Origin of the sequence: Cellulomonas carbonis (assembly GCF_014636275.1) — a bacterium.
In the GTDB taxonomy this organism is placed as follows: Bacteria; Actinomycetota; Actinomycetes; order Actinomycetales; family Cellulomonadaceae; genus Actinotalea; species Actinotalea carbonis.
In genome coordinates this window covers 292,267-311,822 of sequence record NZ_BMEB01000004.1, presented here as the reverse complement: position 1 = coordinate 311,822, position 19,556 = coordinate 292,267, and the positions used below count along the sequence as shown (strand labels likewise).

The 19,556-nt window shown below is 75.2% G+C and carries 19 protein-coding genes and 2 tRNA genes; 11 read left to right on the top strand and 10 right to left on the bottom strand.

Going from position 1 to position 19,556, the window contains the following annotated elements:
* The first annotated feature begins 66 nt into the window (after positions 1 to 66).
* From IEV86_RS13765 to IEV86_RS13755, 3 genes are all read left to right on the top strand, one after another.
* Positions 67 to 786, top strand: coding sequence for an IclR family transcriptional regulator (locus IEV86_RS13765; protein WP_043607546.1), 720 nt, complete (start codon positions 67 to 69; stop codon positions 784 to 786).
* A gap of 210 nt (positions 787 to 996) precedes the next feature.
* Positions 997 to 1,587, top strand: a complete 591-nt coding sequence (locus IEV86_RS13760) for a TetR/AcrR family transcriptional regulator (RefSeq protein WP_052426298.1) — start codon at positions 997 to 999, stop codon at positions 1,585 to 1,587.
* Positions 1,588 to 1,670: 83 nt separating this feature from the next.
* Complete coding sequence (locus IEV86_RS13755) at positions 1,671 to 2,531, top strand: TlpA family protein disulfide reductase (protein ID WP_052426299.1); 861 nt, start codon at positions 1,671 to 1,673, stop codon at positions 2,529 to 2,531.
* A 116-nt stretch (positions 2,532 to 2,647) separates the two neighbouring features.
* Here the strand turns inward: IEV86_RS13755 and IEV86_RS13750 are convergent.
* Together IEV86_RS13750 and IEV86_RS13745 are read right to left on the bottom strand one after the other, a co-directional pair.
* A tRNA-Glu gene (locus IEV86_RS13750) sits at positions 2,648 to 2,720 on the bottom strand.
* Between the two features lie 108 nt (positions 2,721 to 2,828).
* Positions 2,829 to 2,900: transfer RNA gene (locus tag IEV86_RS13745), tRNA-Gln, on the bottom strand.
* Between the two features lie 216 nt (positions 2,901 to 3,116).
* Between IEV86_RS13745 and IEV86_RS13740 the strand changes: the two genes are divergently transcribed.
* A complete protein-coding gene (locus IEV86_RS13740; RefSeq protein WP_052426300.1) occupies positions 3,117 to 4,901 on the top strand; it encodes a gamma-glutamyltransferase family protein in 1,785 nt (594 codons plus the stop codon).
* Between the two features lie 53 nt (positions 4,902 to 4,954).
* On the opposite strand, the gene IEV86_RS13735 is transcribed toward IEV86_RS13740, so the two are convergent.
* Genes IEV86_RS13735 through IEV86_RS13720 form a run of 4 tightly spaced genes read right to left on the bottom strand, consistent with a single transcriptional unit; the run spans position 4,955 to position 8,470 of the window.
* On the bottom strand, positions 4,955 to 5,704 hold the full coding sequence (locus IEV86_RS13735; protein WP_043607548.1) for an HAD family hydrolase: 750 nt from the start codon (positions 5,702 to 5,704) through the stop codon (positions 4,955 to 4,957).
* Positions 5,701 to 7,248, bottom strand: coding sequence for a glutamate--tRNA ligase (gene gltX, locus IEV86_RS13730; protein ID WP_052426301.1), 1,548 nt, complete (start codon positions 7,246 to 7,248; stop codon positions 5,701 to 5,703). The genes IEV86_RS13735 and gltX overlap by 4 nt, the downstream gene beginning before the upstream one ends.
* 12 nt (positions 7,249 to 7,260) lie before the next feature.
* The gene (locus tag IEV86_RS13725; protein ID WP_202595175.1) at positions 7,261 to 7,626 is read right to left on the bottom strand and encodes a hypothetical protein; all 366 of its coding nucleotides are present in this window, start codon (positions 7,624 to 7,626) and stop codon (positions 7,261 to 7,263) included.
* A gap of 58 nt (positions 7,627 to 7,684) precedes the next feature.
* Positions 7,685 to 8,470: a fumarylacetoacetate hydrolase family protein gene (locus IEV86_RS13720; protein ID WP_043607549.1), complete on the bottom strand. Its 786-nt coding sequence runs from the start codon at positions 8,468 to 8,470 to the stop codon at positions 7,685 to 7,687.
* 34 nt (positions 8,471 to 8,504) lie between these two features.
* Between IEV86_RS13720 and IEV86_RS13715 the strand changes: the two genes are divergently transcribed.
* Positions 8,505 to 9,527 carry a heparan-alpha-glucosaminide N-acetyltransferase domain-containing protein gene (locus IEV86_RS13715; protein ID WP_043607550.1) on the top strand — a complete coding sequence of 341 codons (1,023 nt, stop codon included), beginning with the start codon at positions 8,505 to 8,507 and terminating at the stop codon, positions 9,525 to 9,527.
* Positions 9,528 to 9,592: 65 nt separating this feature from the next.
* Here the strand turns inward: IEV86_RS13715 and IEV86_RS13710 are convergent, their stop codons facing one another.
* Entirely contained in the window at positions 9,593 to 10,393 is an 801-nt protein-coding gene (locus IEV86_RS13710) for a methyltransferase domain-containing protein (protein ID WP_043607552.1), read from the bottom strand.
* Between the two features lie 90 nt (positions 10,394 to 10,483).
* Positions 10,484 to 10,960, bottom strand: coding sequence for a ribonuclease HI (rnhA, locus tag IEV86_RS13705; protein ID WP_043607553.1), 477 nt, complete (start codon positions 10,958 to 10,960; stop codon positions 10,484 to 10,486).
* A gap of 146 nt (positions 10,961 to 11,106) precedes the next feature.
* Between rnhA and IEV86_RS13700 the strand changes: the two genes are divergently transcribed.
* The 3 genes from IEV86_RS13700 to IEV86_RS13690 all read left to right on the top strand — a co-directional run bounded on the left by IEV86_RS13700 (position 11,107) and on the right by IEV86_RS13690 (position 14,157).
* The gene (locus IEV86_RS13700) at positions 11,107 to 12,531 is read left to right on the top strand and encodes a phosphoribosyltransferase family protein (RefSeq protein WP_188484708.1); all 1,425 of its coding nucleotides are present in this window, start codon (positions 11,107 to 11,109) and stop codon (positions 12,529 to 12,531) included.
* Positions 12,528 to 13,436, top strand: a complete 909-nt coding sequence (locus tag IEV86_RS13695) for a 3-methyladenine DNA glycosylase (protein ID WP_438501597.1) — start codon at positions 12,528 to 12,530, stop codon at positions 13,434 to 13,436. The genes IEV86_RS13700 and IEV86_RS13695 overlap by 4 nt, the downstream gene beginning before the upstream one ends.
* 115 nt (positions 13,437 to 13,551) lie before the next feature.
* Complete coding sequence (locus IEV86_RS13690; protein ID WP_043605338.1) at positions 13,552 to 14,157, top strand: carboxymuconolactone decarboxylase family protein; 606 nt, start codon at positions 13,552 to 13,554, stop codon at positions 14,155 to 14,157.
* Here the strand turns inward: IEV86_RS13690 and sigJ are convergent.
* Positions 14,067 to 15,104 carry an RNA polymerase sigma factor SigJ gene (sigJ, locus tag IEV86_RS13685; RefSeq protein WP_229734647.1) on the bottom strand — a complete coding sequence of 346 codons (1,038 nt, stop codon included), beginning with the start codon at positions 15,102 to 15,104 and terminating at the stop codon, positions 14,067 to 14,069. The genes IEV86_RS13690 and sigJ overlap by 91 nt on opposite strands.
* Before the next feature lie 70 nt (positions 15,105 to 15,174).
* Between sigJ and IEV86_RS13680 the strand changes: the two genes are divergently transcribed.
* Positions 15,175 to 17,814: a DEAD/DEAH box helicase gene (locus tag IEV86_RS13680; protein ID WP_052426121.1), complete on the top strand. Its 2,640-nt coding sequence runs from the start codon at positions 15,175 to 15,177 to the stop codon at positions 17,812 to 17,814.
* A gap of 10 nt (positions 17,815 to 17,824) precedes the next feature.
* The gene (gene ybaK, locus IEV86_RS13675) at positions 17,825 to 18,319 is read left to right on the top strand and encodes a Cys-tRNA(Pro) deacylase (protein ID WP_043605340.1); all 495 of its coding nucleotides are present in this window, start codon (positions 17,825 to 17,827) and stop codon (positions 18,317 to 18,319) included.
* A 30-nt stretch (positions 18,320 to 18,349) separates the two neighbouring features.
* Here the strand turns inward: ybaK and IEV86_RS13670 are convergent, their stop codons facing one another.
* Positions 18,350 to 18,742 (bottom strand): YccF domain-containing protein, encoded by a 393-nt coding sequence (locus IEV86_RS13670; protein ID WP_043605388.1) that lies wholly within the window; start codon positions 18,740 to 18,742, stop codon positions 18,350 to 18,352.
* A gap of 98 nt (positions 18,743 to 18,840) precedes the next feature.
* Here IEV86_RS13670 and IEV86_RS13665 point away from each other — a divergent pair, with 98 nt between their 5' ends.
* Entirely contained in the window at positions 18,841 to 19,539 is a 699-nt protein-coding gene (locus IEV86_RS13665) for a YggS family pyridoxal phosphate-dependent enzyme (protein WP_043605391.1), read from the top strand.
* The last annotated feature ends 17 nt before the right edge of the window (positions 19,540 to 19,556 follow it).

Below are 19,556 nucleotides of genomic sequence, written 5' to 3'. Positions count from 1 at the left end.
GGTGTCCCGGGAAGTCGTCGGGCCGAGGGACTTGCGTCTCACGTCGCGAGACGCCAGTATCGACGTATGGACAACTCTAGCGGAGTCGGCGTCCTGGACAAGGCCGCGTCGGTCCTGAGCGCCCTCGAGGCCGGCCCGGCGACGCTCGCCCAGCTCGTCGCCGCCACCCATCTTGCCCGCCCCACCGCGCACCGCCTCGCCGTCGCGCTCGAGCACCACCGCCTGGTCGCCCGCGACATGCAGGGCAGGTTCGTGCTCGGCCCGCGTCTGTCGGAGCTCGCGACCGCAGCCGGCGAGGACCGCCTGCTCGCCGCCGCGAACCCCGTGCTGACCGCGCTGCGCGACCACTGCGGGGAGAGCGCCCAGCTGTACCGGCGCCAGGGCGACCAGCGCATCTGCGTCGCCGCGGCGGAGCGACCCATGGGTCTGCGCGACTCGATCCCCGTGGGCGCGACGCTCACGATGCAGGCCGGCTCCGCGGCCCAGATCCTCCTCGCGTGGGAGGAGCCGGACCGGTTGCACCGCGGGCTCCAGGGCGCCAAGTTCACCGCGACGATCCTCTCGGGCGTCCGTCGCCGCGGCTGGGCCCAGTCGGTGTCGGAGCGCGAGGCCGGCGTCGCGTCCGTCTCCGCCCCGGTGCGCGGCCCGTCGGGGCGCGTCGTCGCAGCGGTCTCGATCTCGGGACCGGTCGAGCGCCTCGGGCGCCAGCCGGGTCGCCTGCACGCCGCCGCGGTCGTCGCCGCCGCCAACCGCCTGACCGAGGTGCTGCGCCGCACCGCCGAGTGACCGTCCACCACCCCGGGGCACGCGCACGACCGCGCCGCGCCCCGGGGTGCCGTCGTCCGGGGGTGCGCGCTCGACCGCGGTCCCCCGACGCTGCGTCGTCGCACGACGCGCCCGACCACCCCGCGGCCCCGCACCGACGTCCCGCTCACGACCGGCCATCCTGGGAGCGGACTGTTGACCGATCGGTCAACTCTCGCCTACGGTCGCGACATGCCGTCCGACACCCGCGAGCGCGTGCTCGCCACCGCACGGGACCTCGTGCACGCGGCGTCGTACGCCGACGTGGGCGTCGACGACGTGTGCCGCGCGGCCGGCGTCCGCAAGGGCAGCCTGTACCACTTCTTCCCGTCCAAGGCCGAGCTCGGGCTCGCGGTCCTCGAACGCGACTGGGAGCTCATGTCCGGGGTGCTCGACGACGCGCTCGACCGCGAGGAGCCTCCGCTCGAGCGCCTCGACCGGTTCGTCGCGTCGTTCGTCACGCTCATGGGGCACATGTCGCGACGGCTGGGAGCCGTTCCGGGCTGCCCGATCGGCAACCTCGCGACCGAGCTGCCGGCGGCGGGCGGCCCGCTCGGCGAGCGCGTCGCCGACGTCCTCGGCCGCTACGTGACGCGTGTCGCGGACACCGTCCGTGACGCACAGGCCCGCGGGGACGTCGCACGCGACCTCGACCCGGTCGGGCTCGCGCGGGACGTCGTCGCCGTGGTCCAGGGCTCGGCCGCGCTCGCGCGCGCGCACGACGACCTGACCCTGCTCGACGGTCTCGCCGCGACGGTCCGCCGCCTCCTCCCCCCGGGCTGAGCCCGCACGAACCGGCCCTGCCGTCGGCACGGCCTTCGACTTGACCGATCGGTCAAGTTCTCCACCGAACGAGAGGTGCACCGATGAGGACCACGACGCACGACACCACCGGCACCACGGACAGGGACGCCGGGCGCCCCGCCGCGGCCGCCGCGGCGGACCGCTACCGGTTCGACACGTTCCGGACGCACCACATGCTCGAGGACCTGCGGTACCGCCGGTCCGACCCGGCGCCCGGCGACCTCGTCCCCGCGTTCGACCTCCCCACGCTCGACGGGGGCCGACTGCGCTCCGACGCCCTCGGTGCCCGTCCTGTCCTGCTGGTGCTCGGATCGCGCACCTGCCCGGTGACGCGCAGCGGCGTGCCGCGCATCGACGCGCTCCTCGACGAGTACGGCGACCGCGTGCGGTTCGTGCTGGTCCAGACGCGCGAGGCGCACCCGGGCGACGTCATCACGCAGCCCGGCACGGCGCAGGACAAGCTCGCCGCCGCCGCAGCCATGGCTGCCGACCTGGGCGTCCGCCACGAGGTCGCGGTCGACGACGTCGACGGGACGCTGCACCGAGCGCTCGGGACCAAGCCCAACGCCGCGTACGTGCTCACGCCCGAGGGGCGGATCTCCGCGCGCATCCACTGGGCGAACGACGACCGGGCGGTCCGCGACGCGCTCGAGGACGTCCTGCGAGGACGACGCTCGGCACGGCGCAGCCGCACCGTCGCGCCCCTCGTCCGCGCGGTCGGGCACCTGCCCGCCGTCGTCGACCGGGCGGGACCCAAGGCCGCACGGGACGTCCGCCGCGCGGCGCCGCCCATGACAGTGCTCGCGCGGGTGTCGCAGTGGTTCGCCCCGCTCCCCACCGACCGGCGCGGACCTGCCGCCGCGACCGTCCTGGCGGGCGTCGTCGCCGCCGTGTCGGCCGTGATCGCGGTCGCGCTCGGCTGAGCCCGTCGGCGGCACCCGCCGCCCGCCGCTCGCGCTGCCCTCCACCCGCAGGGCCGGCTCGAGGGGGCGGAGAACGACGAGGGCCCGGTCACCGTGGTGACCGGGCCCTCGTTCCGTACCCCCAAGGGGATTCGAACCCCTGTTACCGCCGTGAGAGGGCGGCGTCCTAGGCCTCTAGACGATGGGGGCCTAGTCGGTTTCTCCCCTTCCGGGGATCGACCGCGTGAAACTCTACAGCATGTCCGCCGGGCCTTCGACCACATCCCGCGAGGGATGAAACCGCCGGTCAGCGGGACGCTGGGGTACCAGGACTCGAACCTAGACTAAGTGAACCAGAATCACTCGTGCTGCCAATTACACCATACCCCAAGGGGGTATGACTCCCGTTCCGGGGGCTCCAAGGAGCCCCGAATCCGGTCGTCGTACCGGCGGGGAACTCTACCCGACGCACGACGGCTCGCCAAACCGACCGGTTCTCGAGCGCCCGCGCGTGAGCGACCTCACACGGACCCGTGCGAGCATCGCGAGGTGACCCCTGCATCTCGCCCCTTCACGACCCGTCCCGAGCTCGTGGGAACGACGGGGATGGTCGCGTCGACGCACTGGCTCGCCTCCCAGTCCGGCATGGCGGTCCTCGAGGCCGGCGGCAACGCCTTCGACGCCGCGGTCGCCGCCGGGCTCGTCCTGCACGTCGTCGAGCCGCACCTGAACGGGCTGGGCGGTGACCTGCCGCTCGTCGCGTGCACAGCGGGCGGCGACCCGTTCGTGCTGTGCGGCCAGGGGACGGCACCCGCCGCCGCGACGCCCGAGGCCTTCGCGGCGCTCGGGCTGGACCACGTGCCCGGGACCGGCCTGCTCGCCGCCGTCGTGCCCGGCGCGTTCGGCACGTGGCTGGACCTGCTCGCCCGCTACGGCACGTGGCACGTCGCGGACGTCCTGCGGTACGCGATCGGCTACGCCCGGGACGGCTTCCCGCTCATCCCGCAGGCCGCCACGACGATCGGCGCGGTCGCGCACCACTTCCGCAGCCACTGGCCGACCTCGGCCGAGACGTACCTGCCCGACGGCGCCGTGCCGGAGCCGATGTCACGGTTCCGGCTCCCCGTCCTCGCCGCCACGCTCGAGCGCATCGCGGACGAGTCGCGCGCCGCGGGCCCCTCGCGCGAGGCCGGGATCGAGGCCGCGCGGCGCGCGTTCTACGAGGGGTTCGTCGCGGAGGAGATCGGTCGGTTCTGCGCGACGCAGTCGCTCGTGGACTCGACCGGGCACGCGCACGGCGGGCTGCTCACGGCCGACGACCTGACCGCGTGGCGCGTGCGCGAGGAGGCGCCCGCGACGCTCGAGGTCGCGGGTCGGACCGTCGCCAAGACCGGTCCGTGGGGTCAGGGCCCCGTCCTGCTGCAGCACCTCGCGCTCCTGACGGGGATGGACCTCGCGGACACCCGGCCGGGAACCGCCGAGCTCGTGCACGCCGTCGTCGAGACCGCCAAGCTCGCGTACGCCGACCGCGACCACTGGTACGGCGACCCCGACCGCACGGACGTCCCGCTGGAGGCCCTCCTCTCGTCGGCGTACGCCGACGAGAGGCGTCGCCTCGTCTCCCCCGACGCGGCCGACGACGTCGCGCCCGGGTCGCCCGACGGACGGCCCGCACCGCCGCTCCCGCCCGCGGTGGCCGAGCGCGTGGCCGCCGCGGTCGCGGCGCGCCGTGCCGGGCGATCGGTGTCGCCCGCCACGCGCGCCGCCGGCGTCGGCGAGCCGACGATCGCCCGTGACGGGTCCACGCGCGGCGACACGTGCCACCTCGACGTGGTCGACCGGTGGGGCAACGTCGTCTCGGCGACGCCGAGCGGCGCATGGCTCCAGTCGTCGCCCGTGATCCCGACCCTCGGGTTCCAGCTCCCGACGCGCGCGCAGATGTTCTGGGTCGAGGACGGGTTCCCCGGGTCGGTCGCACCGCGCAAACGTCCCCGGACGACGCTCAGCCCCACCCTCGTCCTGCGCGACGGGCGGCCGGAGATCGCGTGCGGCACGCCCGGCGGCGACCAGCAGGACCAGTGGCAGGTGCCGTTCCTGCTCAACCACCTCGTCTTCGGGATGGGGCTCCAGGAGGCCATCGACGCGCCGACGTTCCACACGACGCACCTCGTGTCGTCGTTCGACCCGCGCGACCTCGACCCCGCAGGGGTGCACGTCGAGGAGCGCTTCGGTCCGGAGGTCGTCGGCGAGCTGCGCCGACGCGGGCACGAGGTCACCGTCACGGCACCCTGGTCGCTCGGCCGGCTCAGCGCGGCCGCCATCGGCCACGACGGCATGCTGCACGCCGCCGCCAACCCGCGCGGCATGCAGGGCTACGCCGTGGGGCGCTGAGGGGCCACGACGAGCCGCCACGACACACCGAGCGGCCACGAGAGGCAGAGCGGCTACGAGACGCCGAGCAGCCCCGGCACCTCCGCGAGCGTCGTGACGACCTCGACCCCCGCGGCGCGCGCGGCGGCGACGTCCTCGTCGGGGATGTCGACGCGACGCGGCCCGGGCCGGTCGACCCAGACCCCGAGCAGCCCGGCTGCGACCGCGGCCCGCGCGTCGACGTCGAGCTCGTCGCCGACGTAGGCCGTCCGCGCCGGCTCGGTGCCCAGCCGTCGGCACGCCTCGACGAACACCGCCGGGTCGGGCTTGCCCACCCCGAGCGTGTCGACACCGACCAGCACGGTCACGTGCTCGCCGAGGCCCGCACGCTCGAGCTTCGTCGTCTGGTACGCGACCGCGGCGTTGGTCATCGCGGCGACCGCGACGCCCGCGTCGAGCAGCTGCCGGACGACGTCGTGCGCGTCCAGGTGCGCCGTCCACGCGCCGGAGAAGCCGGCCTCGAACACCGCGTTCCACGCCTCGTACGCGGCGTCGTCGAGCTGGTCGCCGCCGAACGCCGCCTGGAGCTCGTTCGCGCGCGTCATGCGCTGCGTGCGGTAGTCGGTGCCGCCGCTCGTGTACCGCGCGTAGTGGCCCCCGGCGTCGGCACGCCAGACCCTCAGGAGCTCCGGGTGCGCGTCCTCGCCGAGGTGCGGCAGGTGGGCTCGGGCGACCTCGGCGAGCGCGACCGCGAACGCACCGCGCGTGTCGACCAGGGTGTCGTCGACGTCGAACAGCACACCGTCGACGCGGCGGCCCGTCACAGCGACGAGCGCAGCGAGCGCAGGCGCGCGAGCGTCGAGGCCCTGCCGAGGATCTCGAGGGACTCGAACAGCGGCGGGGACACCTTGCGACCGGACACCGCGACGCGCAGCGGCGTGTAGGCCAGACGCGGCTTGAGGCCGAGCCCGTCGACGAGCGCCGCGGTGAGCGCGTCCTGCGTCGCGGCCGTCGTGAAGCCCTCCTCGGGAAGGGCCTCGAGCGCCGCCACCGCCGCGTCGAGCACCTCGGCGGCGCCGTCGCGCAGGGCCGCCCGCGCGTCGTCCTCGACCACGAGCGCGTCGTCGGCGACGAAGAGGAAGCCGAGCATGCCGACCGACTCGCCCAGCAGCGTCATGCGCTCCTGCACGAGCGGGGCCGCGGCGTCCAGGACCGCGCGCTCGGCGGCGGTGAGCGCCTCGTACCGCTCGGCCGACACGACGCGCGACGCGTGCAGGTACGGCACGAGGCGCTCGCGGAAGACGTCGGGCGGCAGGAGGCGCACGTGGGCGCCGTTGATCGCCTCGGCCTTCTTGACGTCGAACCGCGACGGGTTCGGGTTGACGTCGGCGACGTCGAACGCCGCGACCATCTCCTCGACCGAGAAGATGTCGCGGTCCGGCCCGATGGACCAGCCCAGCAGGGCGAGGTAGTTCAGCAGGCCCTCGGGGACGAAGCCCCGCTCGCGGTGCAGGAAGAGGTTGGACTCGGGATCCCGCTTGGAGAGCTTCTTGTTGCCCTCCCCCATGACGTACGGCATGTGGCCGTACACGGGCTCGACGCTCGCGACGCCGAGCGCGACGAGCGCCCGGAACAGCACGACCTGGCGCGGGGTCGACGACAGCAGGTCCTCGCCGCGCAGGACGTGCGTGATGCCCATGAGCGCGTCGTCGACGGGGTTGGTGAGCGTGTACAGCGGCTGCCCGTTCGCACGCACGATGACGTAGTCGGGCACCGAACCGGCCGGGAAGGTGAGGTCGCCGCGCACGAGGTCGCGGAAGACGACGTCCTCGTCGGGCATCCGGATCCGCAGCACGGGCTCGCGGCCCGCGGCGCGGTACGCGGCCCTCTGCTCCTCGGTGAGGTCCCGGTCGAACCCGTCGTAGCCGAGCTTCGGGTCGCGGCCGGCGGCGCGGTGGCGCTCCTCGACCTCCTCGGGCGTCGAGAACGACTCGTACGCGTAGCCCGCCTCGAGGAGCCGGCGCGCGACGTCGGCGTAGACGTCCATGCGCTGCGACTGCCGGTAGGGCTCGTGCGGTCCGCCCACCTCGACGCCCTCGTCCCAGTCGAGGCCGAGCCAGCTCATCGCGTCCAGGAGCTGGCGGTAGCTCTCCTCGGAGTCGCGCGCCGCGTCCGTGTCCTCGATCCGGAACACGAAGGTGCCGCCCGTGTGCCGCGCGTACGCCCAGTTGAACAGCGCGGTGCGGATGAGGCCGACGTGCGGCGTCCCCGTCGGCGAGGGGCAGAAGCGGACGCGCACGGCCCCGGGTGACGGGGTGGCGGTGGGCGCGACGGGCGAGGCGAGCGTCTCAGGCGTGTTCTCAGGCATGGTGCGGCCAGCCTATCGGCGGGTGCCGCTCGTCCCGCCGTCGGCCCCACCGCCCGCCGCGCCGCCCGTCGCGGTGTCCGTGGCACCCTCCTGCGCGGTCTCGCCGACGACCTCCGCGTACCAGTCGGCGTAGCGCGTGGTGCGGGCCGTGCGGCGCGTGAGGTCGGGCTCGCCGTCGTCCCACCACACCGGCCCGCGCTCCCCGAGCGCGACCTTCGCGGCGTCGACGCGGCGCCGGGCCTCCTCGCGCGCGTCCGCGTCGCCCGACCGCATCGCGGCAGCCTTCGCCCGTCGCGCGGACATGAGCTCGTGCACGAGGCGCTCGCGCTCGTCCGGGTCCAGCCCGGGGTCCGTCGCGCGCCACAGCCGGCCGCGCACGACGAGGTACCGCCCGTCGGGCGTGCGCAGGGGCCCGCCGTCGTCGGCAGGCGGCCGCTCAGTCGCGGCGGATCACGGGGTTGCGCAGCACCCCGATGTCCTCGACCTCGACCTCGACGACGTCGCCGTGGACCACGGGCCCCACGCCCGCGGGCGTGCCCGTGAGGATCACGTCGCCCGGCAGGAGAGTGAAGACCTCGGACACGTACGACACGAGCGTCGCGACGTCGAAGACCAGGTCACGCGTGCGCCCGTCCTGGCGCATCTGCCCGTTGACGCGCGCGCGGACCGCGAGGTCGTCGACGTCGAGGCCCGGGACGACCCACGGCCCGAGCGGGCACGAGCCGTCGAAGCCCTTCGCCCGCGTCCACTGGCTGTCCGAGCGCTGGATGTCGCGGGCGGTCACGTCGTTGGCGACCGTGTAGCCGAACACGCGCGACAGGGCGTTCTCGGGCGAGACGTCCTTGGTGACCTTGCCGATGACCACCGCGAGCTCGGCCTCGTGGTGGACCTCCTCGGTCCACGTCGGCAGCACGATCGGGTCGTCGGGGCCGATGACGCTCGTGTTCGGCTTGAGGAACAGCATCGGGCTGGTCGGCACGGCGTTGCCCATCTCCGCCGCGTGGTCCGCGTAGTTGCGGCCGACGCCGACCACCTTGGACCGGGGGATCACGGGTGCGAGCAGCCGGACGTCGTCGCGGTCGAGCGGGACCTGCTCGCCCGTCGGCTGGACCGGCGTGTAGATGGGGTCGCCCGTGATGACGACGAGCTGCTCCTCCCCCGGCCCGCCCTCGACGAGGGCGTAGCGGGGGTCGTCTCCGGTGGTGAACCTCGCGATGCGCACCCCCGCAGCCTAGGCGCCCCCGTACGCTGCCGCCGTGGAGCGCGTGGTGGGGGTCGACGTCGCGCGTGGCACCGCCGTGCTCGGGATGTTCACCGCGCACGTCGGCGCCGCGTCGACCGACTGGTCGACGCCCTCCGGGTGGCTCCAGCTCGCCGACGGACGCTCCGCCGCGACCTTCGCCCTGCTCGCGGGTGTGGCGGCGGCGCTCCTCAGCGGCGGTCCGGTCCCGGCCGAGGGCGACGCGCTGGTGCGTGCGCGCGTGCGGATCACCGTGCGCGCGCTCCTGCTGTGGCCCCTGGGTGCGCTGCTCATCGCGCTCGGCACACCCGTGGCCGTGATCCTGCCGTCCTACGCGGTGCTGTTCGCCGCGACGACCGTGGTGCTGCGGCTGCCCGTGCGCGCGCTGCTCGGGCTCGCGGCGGTCCTCTCGGTCGTGTCACCCGTCCTCGTGCACGCGGCGCGCGACGTGCTGGGGCTCGGGCCCTGGGGCGGCGCGCCGCAGCTCGTCGAGATCGCCGTGGGCGAGTACTACCCCGTGCTCGTGTGGGCCCTCTACGTGCTCGTCGGCCTCGCCGTCGGGCGCCTCGACCTCGCCGCGCCGAGGACGGCGCGGCGGCTCGTGCTGGGCGGCGCCGCGGCCGTGGTCGTCGGGTACGGTGCGGCGGCCGTCGCCGCACGCCTGACCCTGCCCGCCGCGGTCGTGCCGCTCGTGTCGGCGGAGCCGCACGCCGACACCACCCCGGACGTCGTGGGCACGACCGGGGTCGCGCTCCTCGTGCTCGGCGTCTGCCTGTGGGTCACGCCGCACCTCGGCCGGGTCCTGGCGCCGCTCGCGGCGACGGGCGCGCTCGCGCTGACCGCGTACTGCACGCACCTCGTCGCGATCGCCGTGCTGGGCGACGACGTCGTACGGTCGCCGAGCAACGCGGTGCTGCTCGCCTTCGTGGTGGTCACGGTCGCGCTCGCATGGCTCTGGCGCGCGTCCCTGGGACGCGGCCCGCTCGAGCGTGCGATGCACGCCGCGTCGACGTCGACGGCGCGTGCGCTCGTGCCGTGACGAGCGCTGACGAGACCTGACGGCCGCTGACGTGCCCTGAGCCGGGCCGGGCCGGGCCGGGCGCCTCAGGCGCGCGCGATCAGCTCGCCGTGCAGCACGGCGAACCACCCGTCGGGCGCCTCGCCCCAGGCGCGCCACGCGTCCGCGAGCGCCTCGAGCGCGACGTCGTCCGCGAGGCCCTCGGCGAGCGCGGTCCGCCCGAACGCCGACGACGTGACGCGCTCGGCCCACGTCTGGGACCACCACGCGCGCTCCTCGGGCGTCGCGAAGCACCACGCGGACGCGCTCGGCGTGAGGTCGTCGACGTCGAACCCGGCCTCGAGCGCCCAGCCCAGGAGACGCCGGCCGGCGTCGGCCTCGGCGCCGTTCGCGTCGGTGACCTCGTGGTAGAGCGCGAGCCAGTCCTCGAGCCCGGGCGACGCCGGGTGCCACGTCATCGCGGCGTAGTCGGCGTCGCGCACCGCCACGATCCCGCCCGGTCGCGTCACGCGACGCATCTCGCGCAGCGCCGCGACGGGGTCGGCGAGGTGCTGGAGGACCTGGTGGGCGTGCACGACGTCGAACGACCCGTCGGGGAACGGGAGCTCCCGCACGTCGGCGACCTGCGCGGTGACCGCGACGCCCGCCTCCTCGGCCGCTGCGGCCGTCAGCTCGACGGCGGCCTGGGCGGCGTCGACGGCGACGACCTCGCCCGGCGCGACGGCGCGCGCGAGGTCCACCGTGATGGTGCCCGGCCCGCACCCGACGTCGAGCAGCCGCGAGCCCGGGACGAGGTGCGGCAGCAGGTGGGGCGCCGAGTTGGCCGCTGTGCGCCGGCTGTGCGAGCGCAGGACGCTCGCGTGGTGGCCGTGCGTGTAGGTCGTCATCGTCCCAGTGAGGCAGACGGACGGCCGCGTATCAACCAGCAGACGGATCGTCTCTCAGAGTGGACGGGGCGAGCGACGCCCGCCGCACCGTCACACGCGCGCGCGGACCGCCTCGACGCCCTTGTTCGCGAGCGTGTCCGCGCGCTCGTTGCCGGGATCGCCGGCGTGCCCCTTGACCCACACCCACGTCACGGTGTGGCGTCCGACCTGCGTGTCGAGCTCGGTCCACAGGTCCTTGTTCTTGACGGGCTTCTTCTCGCCCGTGAGCCACCCGTTGCGCTTCCACCCCGCCATCCACCGCGTCATGCCGTGCATGACGTACGTCGAGTCCACGTGCAGCGTCACCGCGCACGGACGGTTGAGGGCCCGGAGCGCCTCGATGACGGCGAGCAGCTCCATGCGGTTGTTCGTCGTGCCCGCCTCGCCGCCGAAGAGCTCGCGCTCGTGCGAGCCGGACCGCAGCAGCGCGCCCCAGCCCCCCGGGCCGGGGTTGCCCTTGCACGCGCCGTCCGTCCAGATCTCGACGACGGCGGGCTCGCTCGAGGGGTCGGTGGAGGTCTGCGGCACGCAGGACACCCTAGGTCTCGCGCACCCCGCTCCCGGCACGCGGTGCCACGGCGGGTGTCGGGACGCGCACCCGCACCGCCCGGCGTCCCACCCGGCCGGTGGACAGACGCACCGGAGGGGCGGACCGTGGGAGCGGGGGTGGTCACGTGCCGTTCCGCGCACCGTTCCGCGACCGGGCCGACGCAGGGCGACGGCTCGCGGCGCGCCTGCGGCACCTCGCGGGTCACGACGTCGTGGTCGTGGGCCTGCCGCGCGGCGGCGTGCCCGTCGCGGCCGAGGTCGCCGACGCGCTCGACGCGCCGCTCGACGTCGTCGTCGTGCGCAAGCTGGGCGTGCCGTGGCAGCCCGAGCTCGCCATGGGCGCCGTGGGCGAGGACGGCGTCACGGTCCTCGACGCGCGCGTGCTCGGCGCGACGCGTCTGACCCAGGAGGACGTCGAGCGCGTCGCGGCGCGAGAGCGGGCCGAGGTCGCCAGGCGCCTCGAGCTCCTGCGCGCCGGGCGCCCGCGGGTGCCGCTCGCCGGGCGGACGGTCGTCGTCGTCGACGACGGCGTGGCGACCGGCTCGACCGCGCGCGCCGCCTGCGCGGTCGTGCGCGCCCTCGGCGCCGGGCACGTCGTGCTCGCCGTGCCCGTCGCCCCCCTCGGCTGGGAGGAGCGGTTCCGGGGCGCGGCGCCTGCTGGGGCCGTCGGTGCCGGCGCGGACGAGCTCGTCGCCGTCGAGACGCCCGCCGACCTCGAGTCGATCGGCCGGTACTACGACGACTTCACGCAGGTCCCCGACGCGGACGTCGTGGCCGCGCTCGACCGCGCCGCCCGCCGCGTCCGCACGTCCCCGACCGGGCGGACGCGGGCCCCGACCGGGCGGACTCAAGCCGCGACCGGGCGGACGCCGGCCCCGACCGCGCGCGAGCACCTCTTCGTACCCACCGACGGCGTGGCGCTCGAGGGAGAGCTGACGGTCCCGGCGGGCGCGCTCGGGCTCGTCGTGTTCGCGCACGGCAGCGGCAGCAGCCGGCACAGCCCGCGCAACCGGCACGTGGCGCGCGCCCTCGAGGCCGCCGGGCTCGCGACGCTCCTGGTCGACCTCCTGTCGCCCGGCGAGGAGGAGGACCGGTCCCTCGTGTTCGACGTGCCCCTCCTGGCGGACCGGCTCGTCGCCGCGACCAGGAGGCTCGGGCGGCACCCCGGGGCGCACGGCCTGCCGGTCGGGTGGTTCGGCGCGAGCACGGGCGCCGCGGCAGCGCTGTGGGCGGCCGCGGAGGAGGACAGCCCCGTGCGCGCCATCGTGTCGCGCGGTGGACGGCCCGACCTCGCGGCCCGGCGCCTGCACCGTGTGGTCGCGCCGACCCTCCTCGTGGTGGGGGGTGCGGACGAGGTCGTCCTCGGGCTCAACGAGCGCGCCCGCGCGATGCTGCGGTGCCCGAACGACCTCGTCGTCGTCCCGCGTGCAGGCCACCTCTTCGCCGAGCCGGGCGCGATCGACGTCGTCGCGGGCCTCGCGTGCGACTGGTTCACGACGCACCTGGGCGGGGCCCGAGGGCCCGAGGTGCGCCGTACCCTCGGCTCGTGAGCGCGCCCCCGACCCTCCAGCCGGACGCACCGGCCCGGCAGGGGGCCGGGCGGCTGTCGGCGGCCGACTGGCGTGCGCTCGCCGACGCGCACCGCGAGCGCGCCGACGCGCTCACGGCCGGTCACCGGGCGCGACGTGGCACGGGTGATCGGCACGCCGTCGAGGACTTCCTCCACGAGTACTACGGGGTCCGGCCCGCGCTCCTCGCGCGCTGGCACCCGGGTGCCGGGACCGCGCTCCTGCCCGGTCCCGAGGGCCCGGCACCGCACGCGGGCTGGCGCTGGTACCGCGACGACGACGGCGCCGCCACGCTCGACGTGGGGGCGTTCCTCGCGGACCGCGGTGACACGGTGCGGTACGTGCACGGCCTGCTCGAGGCCACCGCGTCCCGGCCCGCGCACCTCGGGTGCCTCGGGCTGCACGAGTGGGCCATGGTCTACCGCCGGGACGACGCGTTGCGGCACGACCTGCCCCTGCGCCTGGGCCGGGCGGGTACGGACGCCGTCGTCGAGCGTCACACGATCCGGTGCTCGCACATCGACGCGTTCCGGTTCTTCACGCCCGAGGCGGTCCCCCGCAACCAGCTGACGCCGACGCGCGAGACCCAGGCGGCGACGGAGCAGCCGGGGTGCCTGCACGCCAACATGGACCTGCTCAAGTGGAGCCTCAAGCTCGGTCCCCTCGTGCCCGGGGACCTGCTGCTCGACGCCTTCGCTCTGGCTGCGGAGATCCGGCGCCTGGACATGCAGGCGTCGCCGTACGACCTGTCGTCGCTGGGCGAGGCGCCCGTCGCGATCGAGACCGCCGAGGGCAAGGCCGAGTACGTCAGGCGTCAGCGCGCGCACGCGGAGGCCGCCGCACCGCTCCGGGCGCGGCTCGCCGCCGTGTGCGCCGCCGTGCTGTGAGCGCCGGCTGAGACGCATCTCACTGCGTCCGCACGAACCGGACCGGCCCCGCCTGTCACGTTCCTCCGCGCAGCACCGTCCTCCTCTCGACAGCCCGTCGACACGGAGGACACCCATGGCCCGCATCTCTCCCCCCAGCCGCATCACCCCGCTCCGCCGCGCCGCCCTCGCCGTGACGCGCCGGCTGTACGGCAGGGCGCTCGAGCCCAGCGCGGTCGCGGCGCACCACGGCGGCGTGTTCTGGACCGGCCTCGTGCACGAGTCGCTCGTCCTCGCCTCCCCGCACCGGCTCCCCGCCTCGCTGCGCGACCTCGTGACGCACCGCGTCGCCGTCGTCATCGGCTGCCCCTGGTGCATCGACTTCGGGGCGATGCTCGCGCTGCGCGCCGGACTGACGGTCGAGCGCCTCATGGCTGTCCCCGACTACGCGGCGTCGCCGCTGCTCACGCCGCTCGAGAAGCGCGCGCTCGCCTACGCCGACGCGCTCACCGCGACCCCGCCGACGGTCGACGACGCGCAGGTCGAGGCGCTGCGCGGCGAGCTCGGCGAGGCGGGCCTCGTGGAGCTCACCCACCTCGTCGCGCTCGAGAACCACCGCTCGCGCTTCAACCACGGCCTGGGCCTGACGGCTCAGGGGTTCACCGACGCGGCGGTGTGCGCGCTGCCGGGCGCGGCCGCCGACGACGGTGCCTCCGTGGCCCCGGGCAGCCAGCCCGGCTGAGCCGACCGCGCGCTCCCGAGCTTGTCGGGGTTGCGGACGATGTCGACAGCCGCGACCCGGCCGTGGGCGTCGACGTGCGGGACCACGACCGACACGTCGGTCGTGGTCCCGTCCTCGACCAGCAGCACGACCAGGCCCACCTCGCCGTTGACGAGCACGGGCACCACCTGGACGTCCCCGCGCGCGCGGGTCGCGAGGCCGACGAGGAACCGCGCCACGGGGTCGGCCCCGACGACCGGCCGCAGGGCGGCCCGGACGCGTCCACCCCCGTCGGAGGTCAGCACGACGTCGGGGGCGAGCACGCGGACGAGCTCGGCGACGTCGCCACCTGCCGCGGCGCGCGCGAACGCCGCGACGACCGACCGCTGCACGTCCGGCGCGACCGGCTCCGGCGGCGTCGCGTCCGCCACCGTGCGGCGTGCGCGCGACGCGTGCTGACGTGCCGTCGGGACGCTCGTCCCGAGCACCTCGGCGACCTCTGCGAACGGGATCCCGAGGGAGTCGTGCAGCACGAGGGCGACGCGCTGCTCGGGGGTGAGCCGTTCCAGCACGACGAGCAGCGCGAGCCGGACCGAGTCGTCCCGCTCGGCGACCGCGGCCGGGTCGTCCTCGACCCGCGTCAGCACCGGCTCGGGAAGCCACGGCCCGACGTACGCCTCGCGTCGCGCACGGGCGGAGCGGAGCCGGTCCAGGCACAGGCGCGAGACGACCGTCGTCGCCCACGCGCCGACGTCCCGCACGTCGTCGGTCCCGGCGAGGCGGAGCCACGCCTCCTGGACGACGTCCTCGGCCTCCGCGACCGAGCCGAGCATGCGGTAACCGAGCCCGACGAGCCGGCGACGGTGCTGCTCGAGCTCCGCCGCGCGGCCCTGCGCAGCGCGACCTGCCTCCACGGCTCGCCGCCCGCCGTCCGTGCGCCCGTCCACGTGCACCTCCCGCTCGGCCACCCACCCGTGGTCCCGCGACGCAGCGTAGGGCCGACGACGGCGCGACCCGAGCCTGGGAGGATGGCTCCCGATGAGCCCCGCCACCGCACCGACCACCGCCCCGGGCGCCCCGGCCGACCCCGCGTCGCTGACCGACCGCATCCCCGCGGACCCGCACGACGCCGACGCGCTCTACGAGGCGTTCGTCGCCTGGGCCGCGGACCGCGGGCTCGAGCTGTACCCCGCGCAGCAGGAGGCGCTGCTCGAGCTCGTCACGGGGTCGCACGTGGTCCTGTCGACGCCGACCGGCTCGGGCAAGTCCCTCGTCGCGATGGCGGCGCACTTCATCGCGCTCGCCCAGGGCCGCAGGACGTACTACACGGCACCGCTCAAGGCGCTCGTGAGCGAGAAGTTCTTCGACCTGGTGGCGGCGTTCGGCTCGGACCAGGTCGGCATGATGACGGGCGACTCGAGCGTGAACCCGGGTGCTCCGATCGTGTGCTGCACCGCCGAGATCCTCGCCAACATCGCGCTGCGGACCGGCGAGGGCACCGCCGAGGCGCCCGACCACGTCGACGACCCCGCGGTGCCGGGTGAGGACGCCGTCGGGCAGGTCGTCATGGACGAGTTCCACTTCTACGCGGACCCGCAGCGCGGGTGGGCGTGGCAGGTCCCTCTGCTGGAGCTGCCGCGCACGCAGTTCCTGCTCATGTCGGCGACCCTCGGCGACGTCGGCTTCTTCGTCGAGGACCTCGAGCGGCGGACCGGCGTCCCCGTGGCCGCGGTGACGAGCGCCGAGCGCCCCGTGCCCCTGAGCTACGAGTACGTCGTCGAGCCGCTGCACGAGGTCGTCGAGGACCTCGTCCGCACGCGGCGGGCTCCCGTCTACCTCGTGCACTTCACGCAGAAGGACGCGGTCGAGCGCGCGCAGGCGCTGCTGTCGGGCACCGTCGCCGACCGCGCGCAGCGCGACGCCATCGCGGCCGAGCTCGGGGCCTTCCGCTTCGGCACCGGGTTCGGGAAGACCCTGTCGCGCCTCCTTCGCCACGGCGTGGGCGTGCACCACGCCGGGATGCTCCCGCGATACCGGCGCGTCGTCGAGCGCCTGACGCAGAAGGGCCTGCTCACGGTCGTCTGCGGCACCGACACGCTGGGCGTGGGGATCAACGTGCCGATCCGGACGGTCGTGCTCACGTCCCTGGTCAAGTACGACGGCGTCCGCATGCGCCACCTCTCGGCGCGCGAGTTCCACCAGATCGCCGGCCGCGCCGGGCGCGCGGGCTACGACACGGTGGGCGACGTCCTGGTCATGGCGCCCGACCACGTCATCGAGAACCGCAAGCTGCTCGCCCGCGCCGGGGACGACCCGAAGAAGCTCCGGAAGATCGTCCGCAAGAAGGCGCCCGAGGGTTCCGTCAACTGGACCGACAAGACCTTCGAGCGGCTTCGCGACGCGCCGCCCGAGCCGCTCACGTCGAGCTTCGCGGTGACCCACGCGATGGTCCTCAACGTGCTGTCCCGCCCCGGGGACCCGGTCGAGGCCATGCGGCACCTCCTGACCGACAACCACGAGCCCGAGCAGGCCCGCGGCCGGCACGTGCGCCAGGCGGTGCGGATCTACCGGTCGCTGCGCACGGCCGGCGTGGTCGAGCGCGTCCGGCGTCCGGACGGCCGGGGGTGGACCGTGCGCCTCACCGTGGACGTCCCGCCCGACTTCGCGCTCAACCAGCCGCTCTCCCCCTTCGCGTACGCCGCGCTCGACGTGCTCGACCGGGAGGCGGCCACGTACGCGCTCGACGTCGTCTCCGTCGTCGAGGCGACGCTCGACGACCCGCGCCAGGTGCTCGCCGCGCAGGAGAACCGCGCGCGGGGCGAGGCCGTCGCGGCCATGAAGGCCGAGGGGTACGACTACGACGAGCGGATGGCGCTGCTCGAGGACGTCACCTACCCCAAGCCCCTCGCAGAGCTGCTCGAGGCCACCTTCGCGATCTACCGGCGCACCAACCCCTGGGTCGCCGACCACGAGATCTCGCCCAAGTCCGTCGTGCGGGACATGCACGAGCGCGCCATGACGTTCACCGAGACGGTCTCGACGTACGGCCTCGAGCGCACCGAGGGCGTGCTGCTGCGCTACCTCGCCGACGCGTACCGCGCGCTGCGCCAGACGGTCCCGCCCGAACGGCGCGACGAGCTGCTCGAGGACCTCGTCGAGTGGCTCGGCGAGGTCGTGCGCGGCACCGACTCGAGCCTGCTCGACGAGTGGGAGCAGCTGCGCGACCCCGAGGCCGCGGCCGTGCGCCGCGAGCGCGACGAGGAGCTCCCGCCCCCGAGTGTCACCGCGAACCGCCGGGCCTTCCGGGTCCTCGTCCGCAACGCGCTCTTCCGCCGGGTCGAGCTCGTCGCGCGCGAGCGGTGGGAGGCACTCGGCGCGCTCGGCGACGTCGACACGGACGGACGGGCGTGGGACGCCGGCCGGTGGGCCGACGCGCTCGACCCGTACTTCGACGACCACGCCGAGGTGGGCACGGGTCCCGACGCGCGCGGCCCCGCGCTCCTGCTGGTGACCGAGCACGCCGCGACGGCGACGACGCCGGAGCGGTGGGAGGTCAGGCAGGTCCTCGACGACCCTGCGGGCGACCGCGACTGGCGCATCGACGCCGTCGTCGACCTCGCCGCGAGCGACGAGCGCGGCGAGCCGGCGATCGTGGTCACGGCGGCCGGACGGCTCTAGGGTCACGCTCGTGGTGAGGAAGAAGGCCCCGTCCGGCACGCCCGCGCTGGTCGCGCTCGAGGCGGCGGGCGTCGCGCACACGGTGCACCCGTACGAGCACGACGCGTCGTCCGACGTCGGCTACGGGCTCGAGGCGGCCCAGGTGCTCGGCATCCCGCCCGAGCAGGTCTTCAAGACGCTCATGGCCGTGGTCGACGGCGCGCTCACGGTCGCCGTGGTGCCCGTCACGGGCAAGCTCGACCTCAAGGCGCTCGCGCACGCCGTCGGCGGCAAGAAGGCCGCGATGGCCGAGAAGCCCGCGGCGGAGCGCGCCACCGGGTACGTCGTCGGCGGGATCTCGCCCCTCGGCCAGCGGACGGCGCACCCGACGGTCGTCGACGAGACCGCCGAGCTGTTCGACACCGTGTACGTCTCGGGCGGGCGCCGCGGGCTCGACGTCGGCCTGGCCCCCGCTGACCTCGTGCGCCTCACCGGCGCCGTCGTCGCGGACATCGCGCGCGACTGACGACCCGCTCGGGCCTGCGGCGCCCTCGGCTCAGCGCGGCGCGAACGGGCGGTCGGTGCTGACGATCTCCTTGCCGAGCGGCATGAGCGACACGGGGATGAGCTTGAGGTTCGCGATGCCCATGGGGATCCCGATGACCGACAGGAACAGCGGCACCGCCGTGAGGACGTGGCCGATCGCGAGCCACACGCCCGCGACGAGGAGCCACACGACGTTCCCGAGCGCCGACATCACGCCCGCGTCGCGCCGCTCGACGACCGTCCGTCCGAAGGGCCACAGGACGTAGGCGGCGATCCGGAACGACGCGATGCCGAACGGGATGGTCACGACCAGCACGCAGCAGATCACGCCCGCGACCGCGTAGCCCAGGGCGAGCCACGCACCCGCGAACACGAGCCAGATCAGGTTGAGCAGGGTCCTCATGCACCCACCCTCGCCGTCGCGCGGCGCGGGCGCATCGGGGAACCACCTGATCCGGCCCCTGAGCACGCCGGTAGGGTCGCGGGGTGTCCACCGACCTCATGGCCCGCCTGGGGCACGTGCGGGAGCGGGTGGGGCGTGCGGCCGACGCCGCGGGCCGCCCGGCCGCGTCGGTCCGCCTCATGCTCGCCGTCAAGCGTCAGCCCGAGGCCCTCGTCCGCGAGGCGGTGCTCGCGGGCGCGACGCTGCTGGGCGACAACACCGTCCAGGAGCTCGTCGCGCACGCACCCGGGATCGCGGACCTCGGGCCGGAGCTCCACCTGATCGGGCACCTGCAGTCGAACAAGGTCAACGCCGCGCTGCGCTGGGCGACCTGCGTCCAGACGGTCGACTCGGTCGCGCTCGCCGACCGCCTCGCCCGTCGCTGCGTCACGCTCGGGCGCGACCTCGACGTCATGATCCAGGTCAACGTGTCGGGCGAGCCCGCCAAGCACGGCGTCGCGCCGGAGTGTGCGGGCGCTCTCGCGGAGCACGTGGCGGGCCTGGACCGGCTGCGGCTCACGGGCTTCATGACGGTCGGCGCGCTGTCCGATGAGGACGCCGTGGTGCGCGCCGGCTTCCGTCGGCTGCGCGAGGTCCGCGACGAGGTCGCCGGCTCGGGGGTGCCCGGCACCGCCCACGCGACCGAGCTGTCGATGGGCATGAGCGGCGACCTCGAGAGCGCGGTCGCCGAGGGGGCGACGATCGTCCGCGTCGGCTCGGCGGTGTTCGGCGACCGTCCGGCCCGGCCGGCGCGGTGAGGCGACCGGGTCAGGGG

Excerpts from the sequence above, each read along its gene's own strand:
- IEV86_RS13690 (WP_043605338.1), top strand. The coding sequence starts at position 13,552 with ATGGCCCGCATCTCTCCCCCCAGCCGCATCACCCCGCTCCGCCGCGCC.
- IEV86_RS13680 (WP_052426121.1), top strand. The coding sequence starts at position 15,175 with ATGAGCCCCGCCACCGCACCGACCACCGCCCCGGGCGCCCCGGCCGAC.
- IEV86_RS13740 (WP_052426300.1), top strand. The coding sequence starts at position 3,117 with ATGGTCGCGTCGACGCACTGGCTCGCCTCCCAGTCCGGCATGGCGGTC.
- IEV86_RS13765 (WP_043607546.1), top strand. The coding sequence starts at position 67 with ATGGACAACTCTAGCGGAGTCGGCGTCCTGGACAAGGCCGCGTCGGTC.
- IEV86_RS13665 (WP_043605391.1), top strand. The coding sequence starts at position 18,841 with ATGGCCCGCCTGGGGCACGTGCGGGAGCGGGTGGGGCGTGCGGCCGAC.
- IEV86_RS13710 (WP_043607552.1), bottom strand. The coding sequence starts at position 10,393 with ATGACGACCTACACGCACGGCCACCACGCGAGCGTCCTGCGCTCGCAC.
- IEV86_RS13755 (WP_052426299.1), top strand. The coding sequence starts at position 1,671 with ATGAGGACCACGACGCACGACACCACCGGCACCACGGACAGGGACGCC.
- IEV86_RS13760 (WP_052426298.1), top strand. The coding sequence starts at position 997 with ATGCCGTCCGACACCCGCGAGCGCGTGCTCGCCACCGCACGGGACCTC.
- gltX (WP_052426301.1), bottom strand. The coding sequence starts at position 7,248 with ATGCCTGAGAACACGCCTGAGACGCTCGCCTCGCCCGTCGCGCCCACC.
- IEV86_RS13670 (WP_043605388.1), bottom strand. The coding sequence starts at position 18,742 with ATGAGGACCCTGCTCAACCTGATCTGGCTCGTGTTCGCGGGTGCGTGG.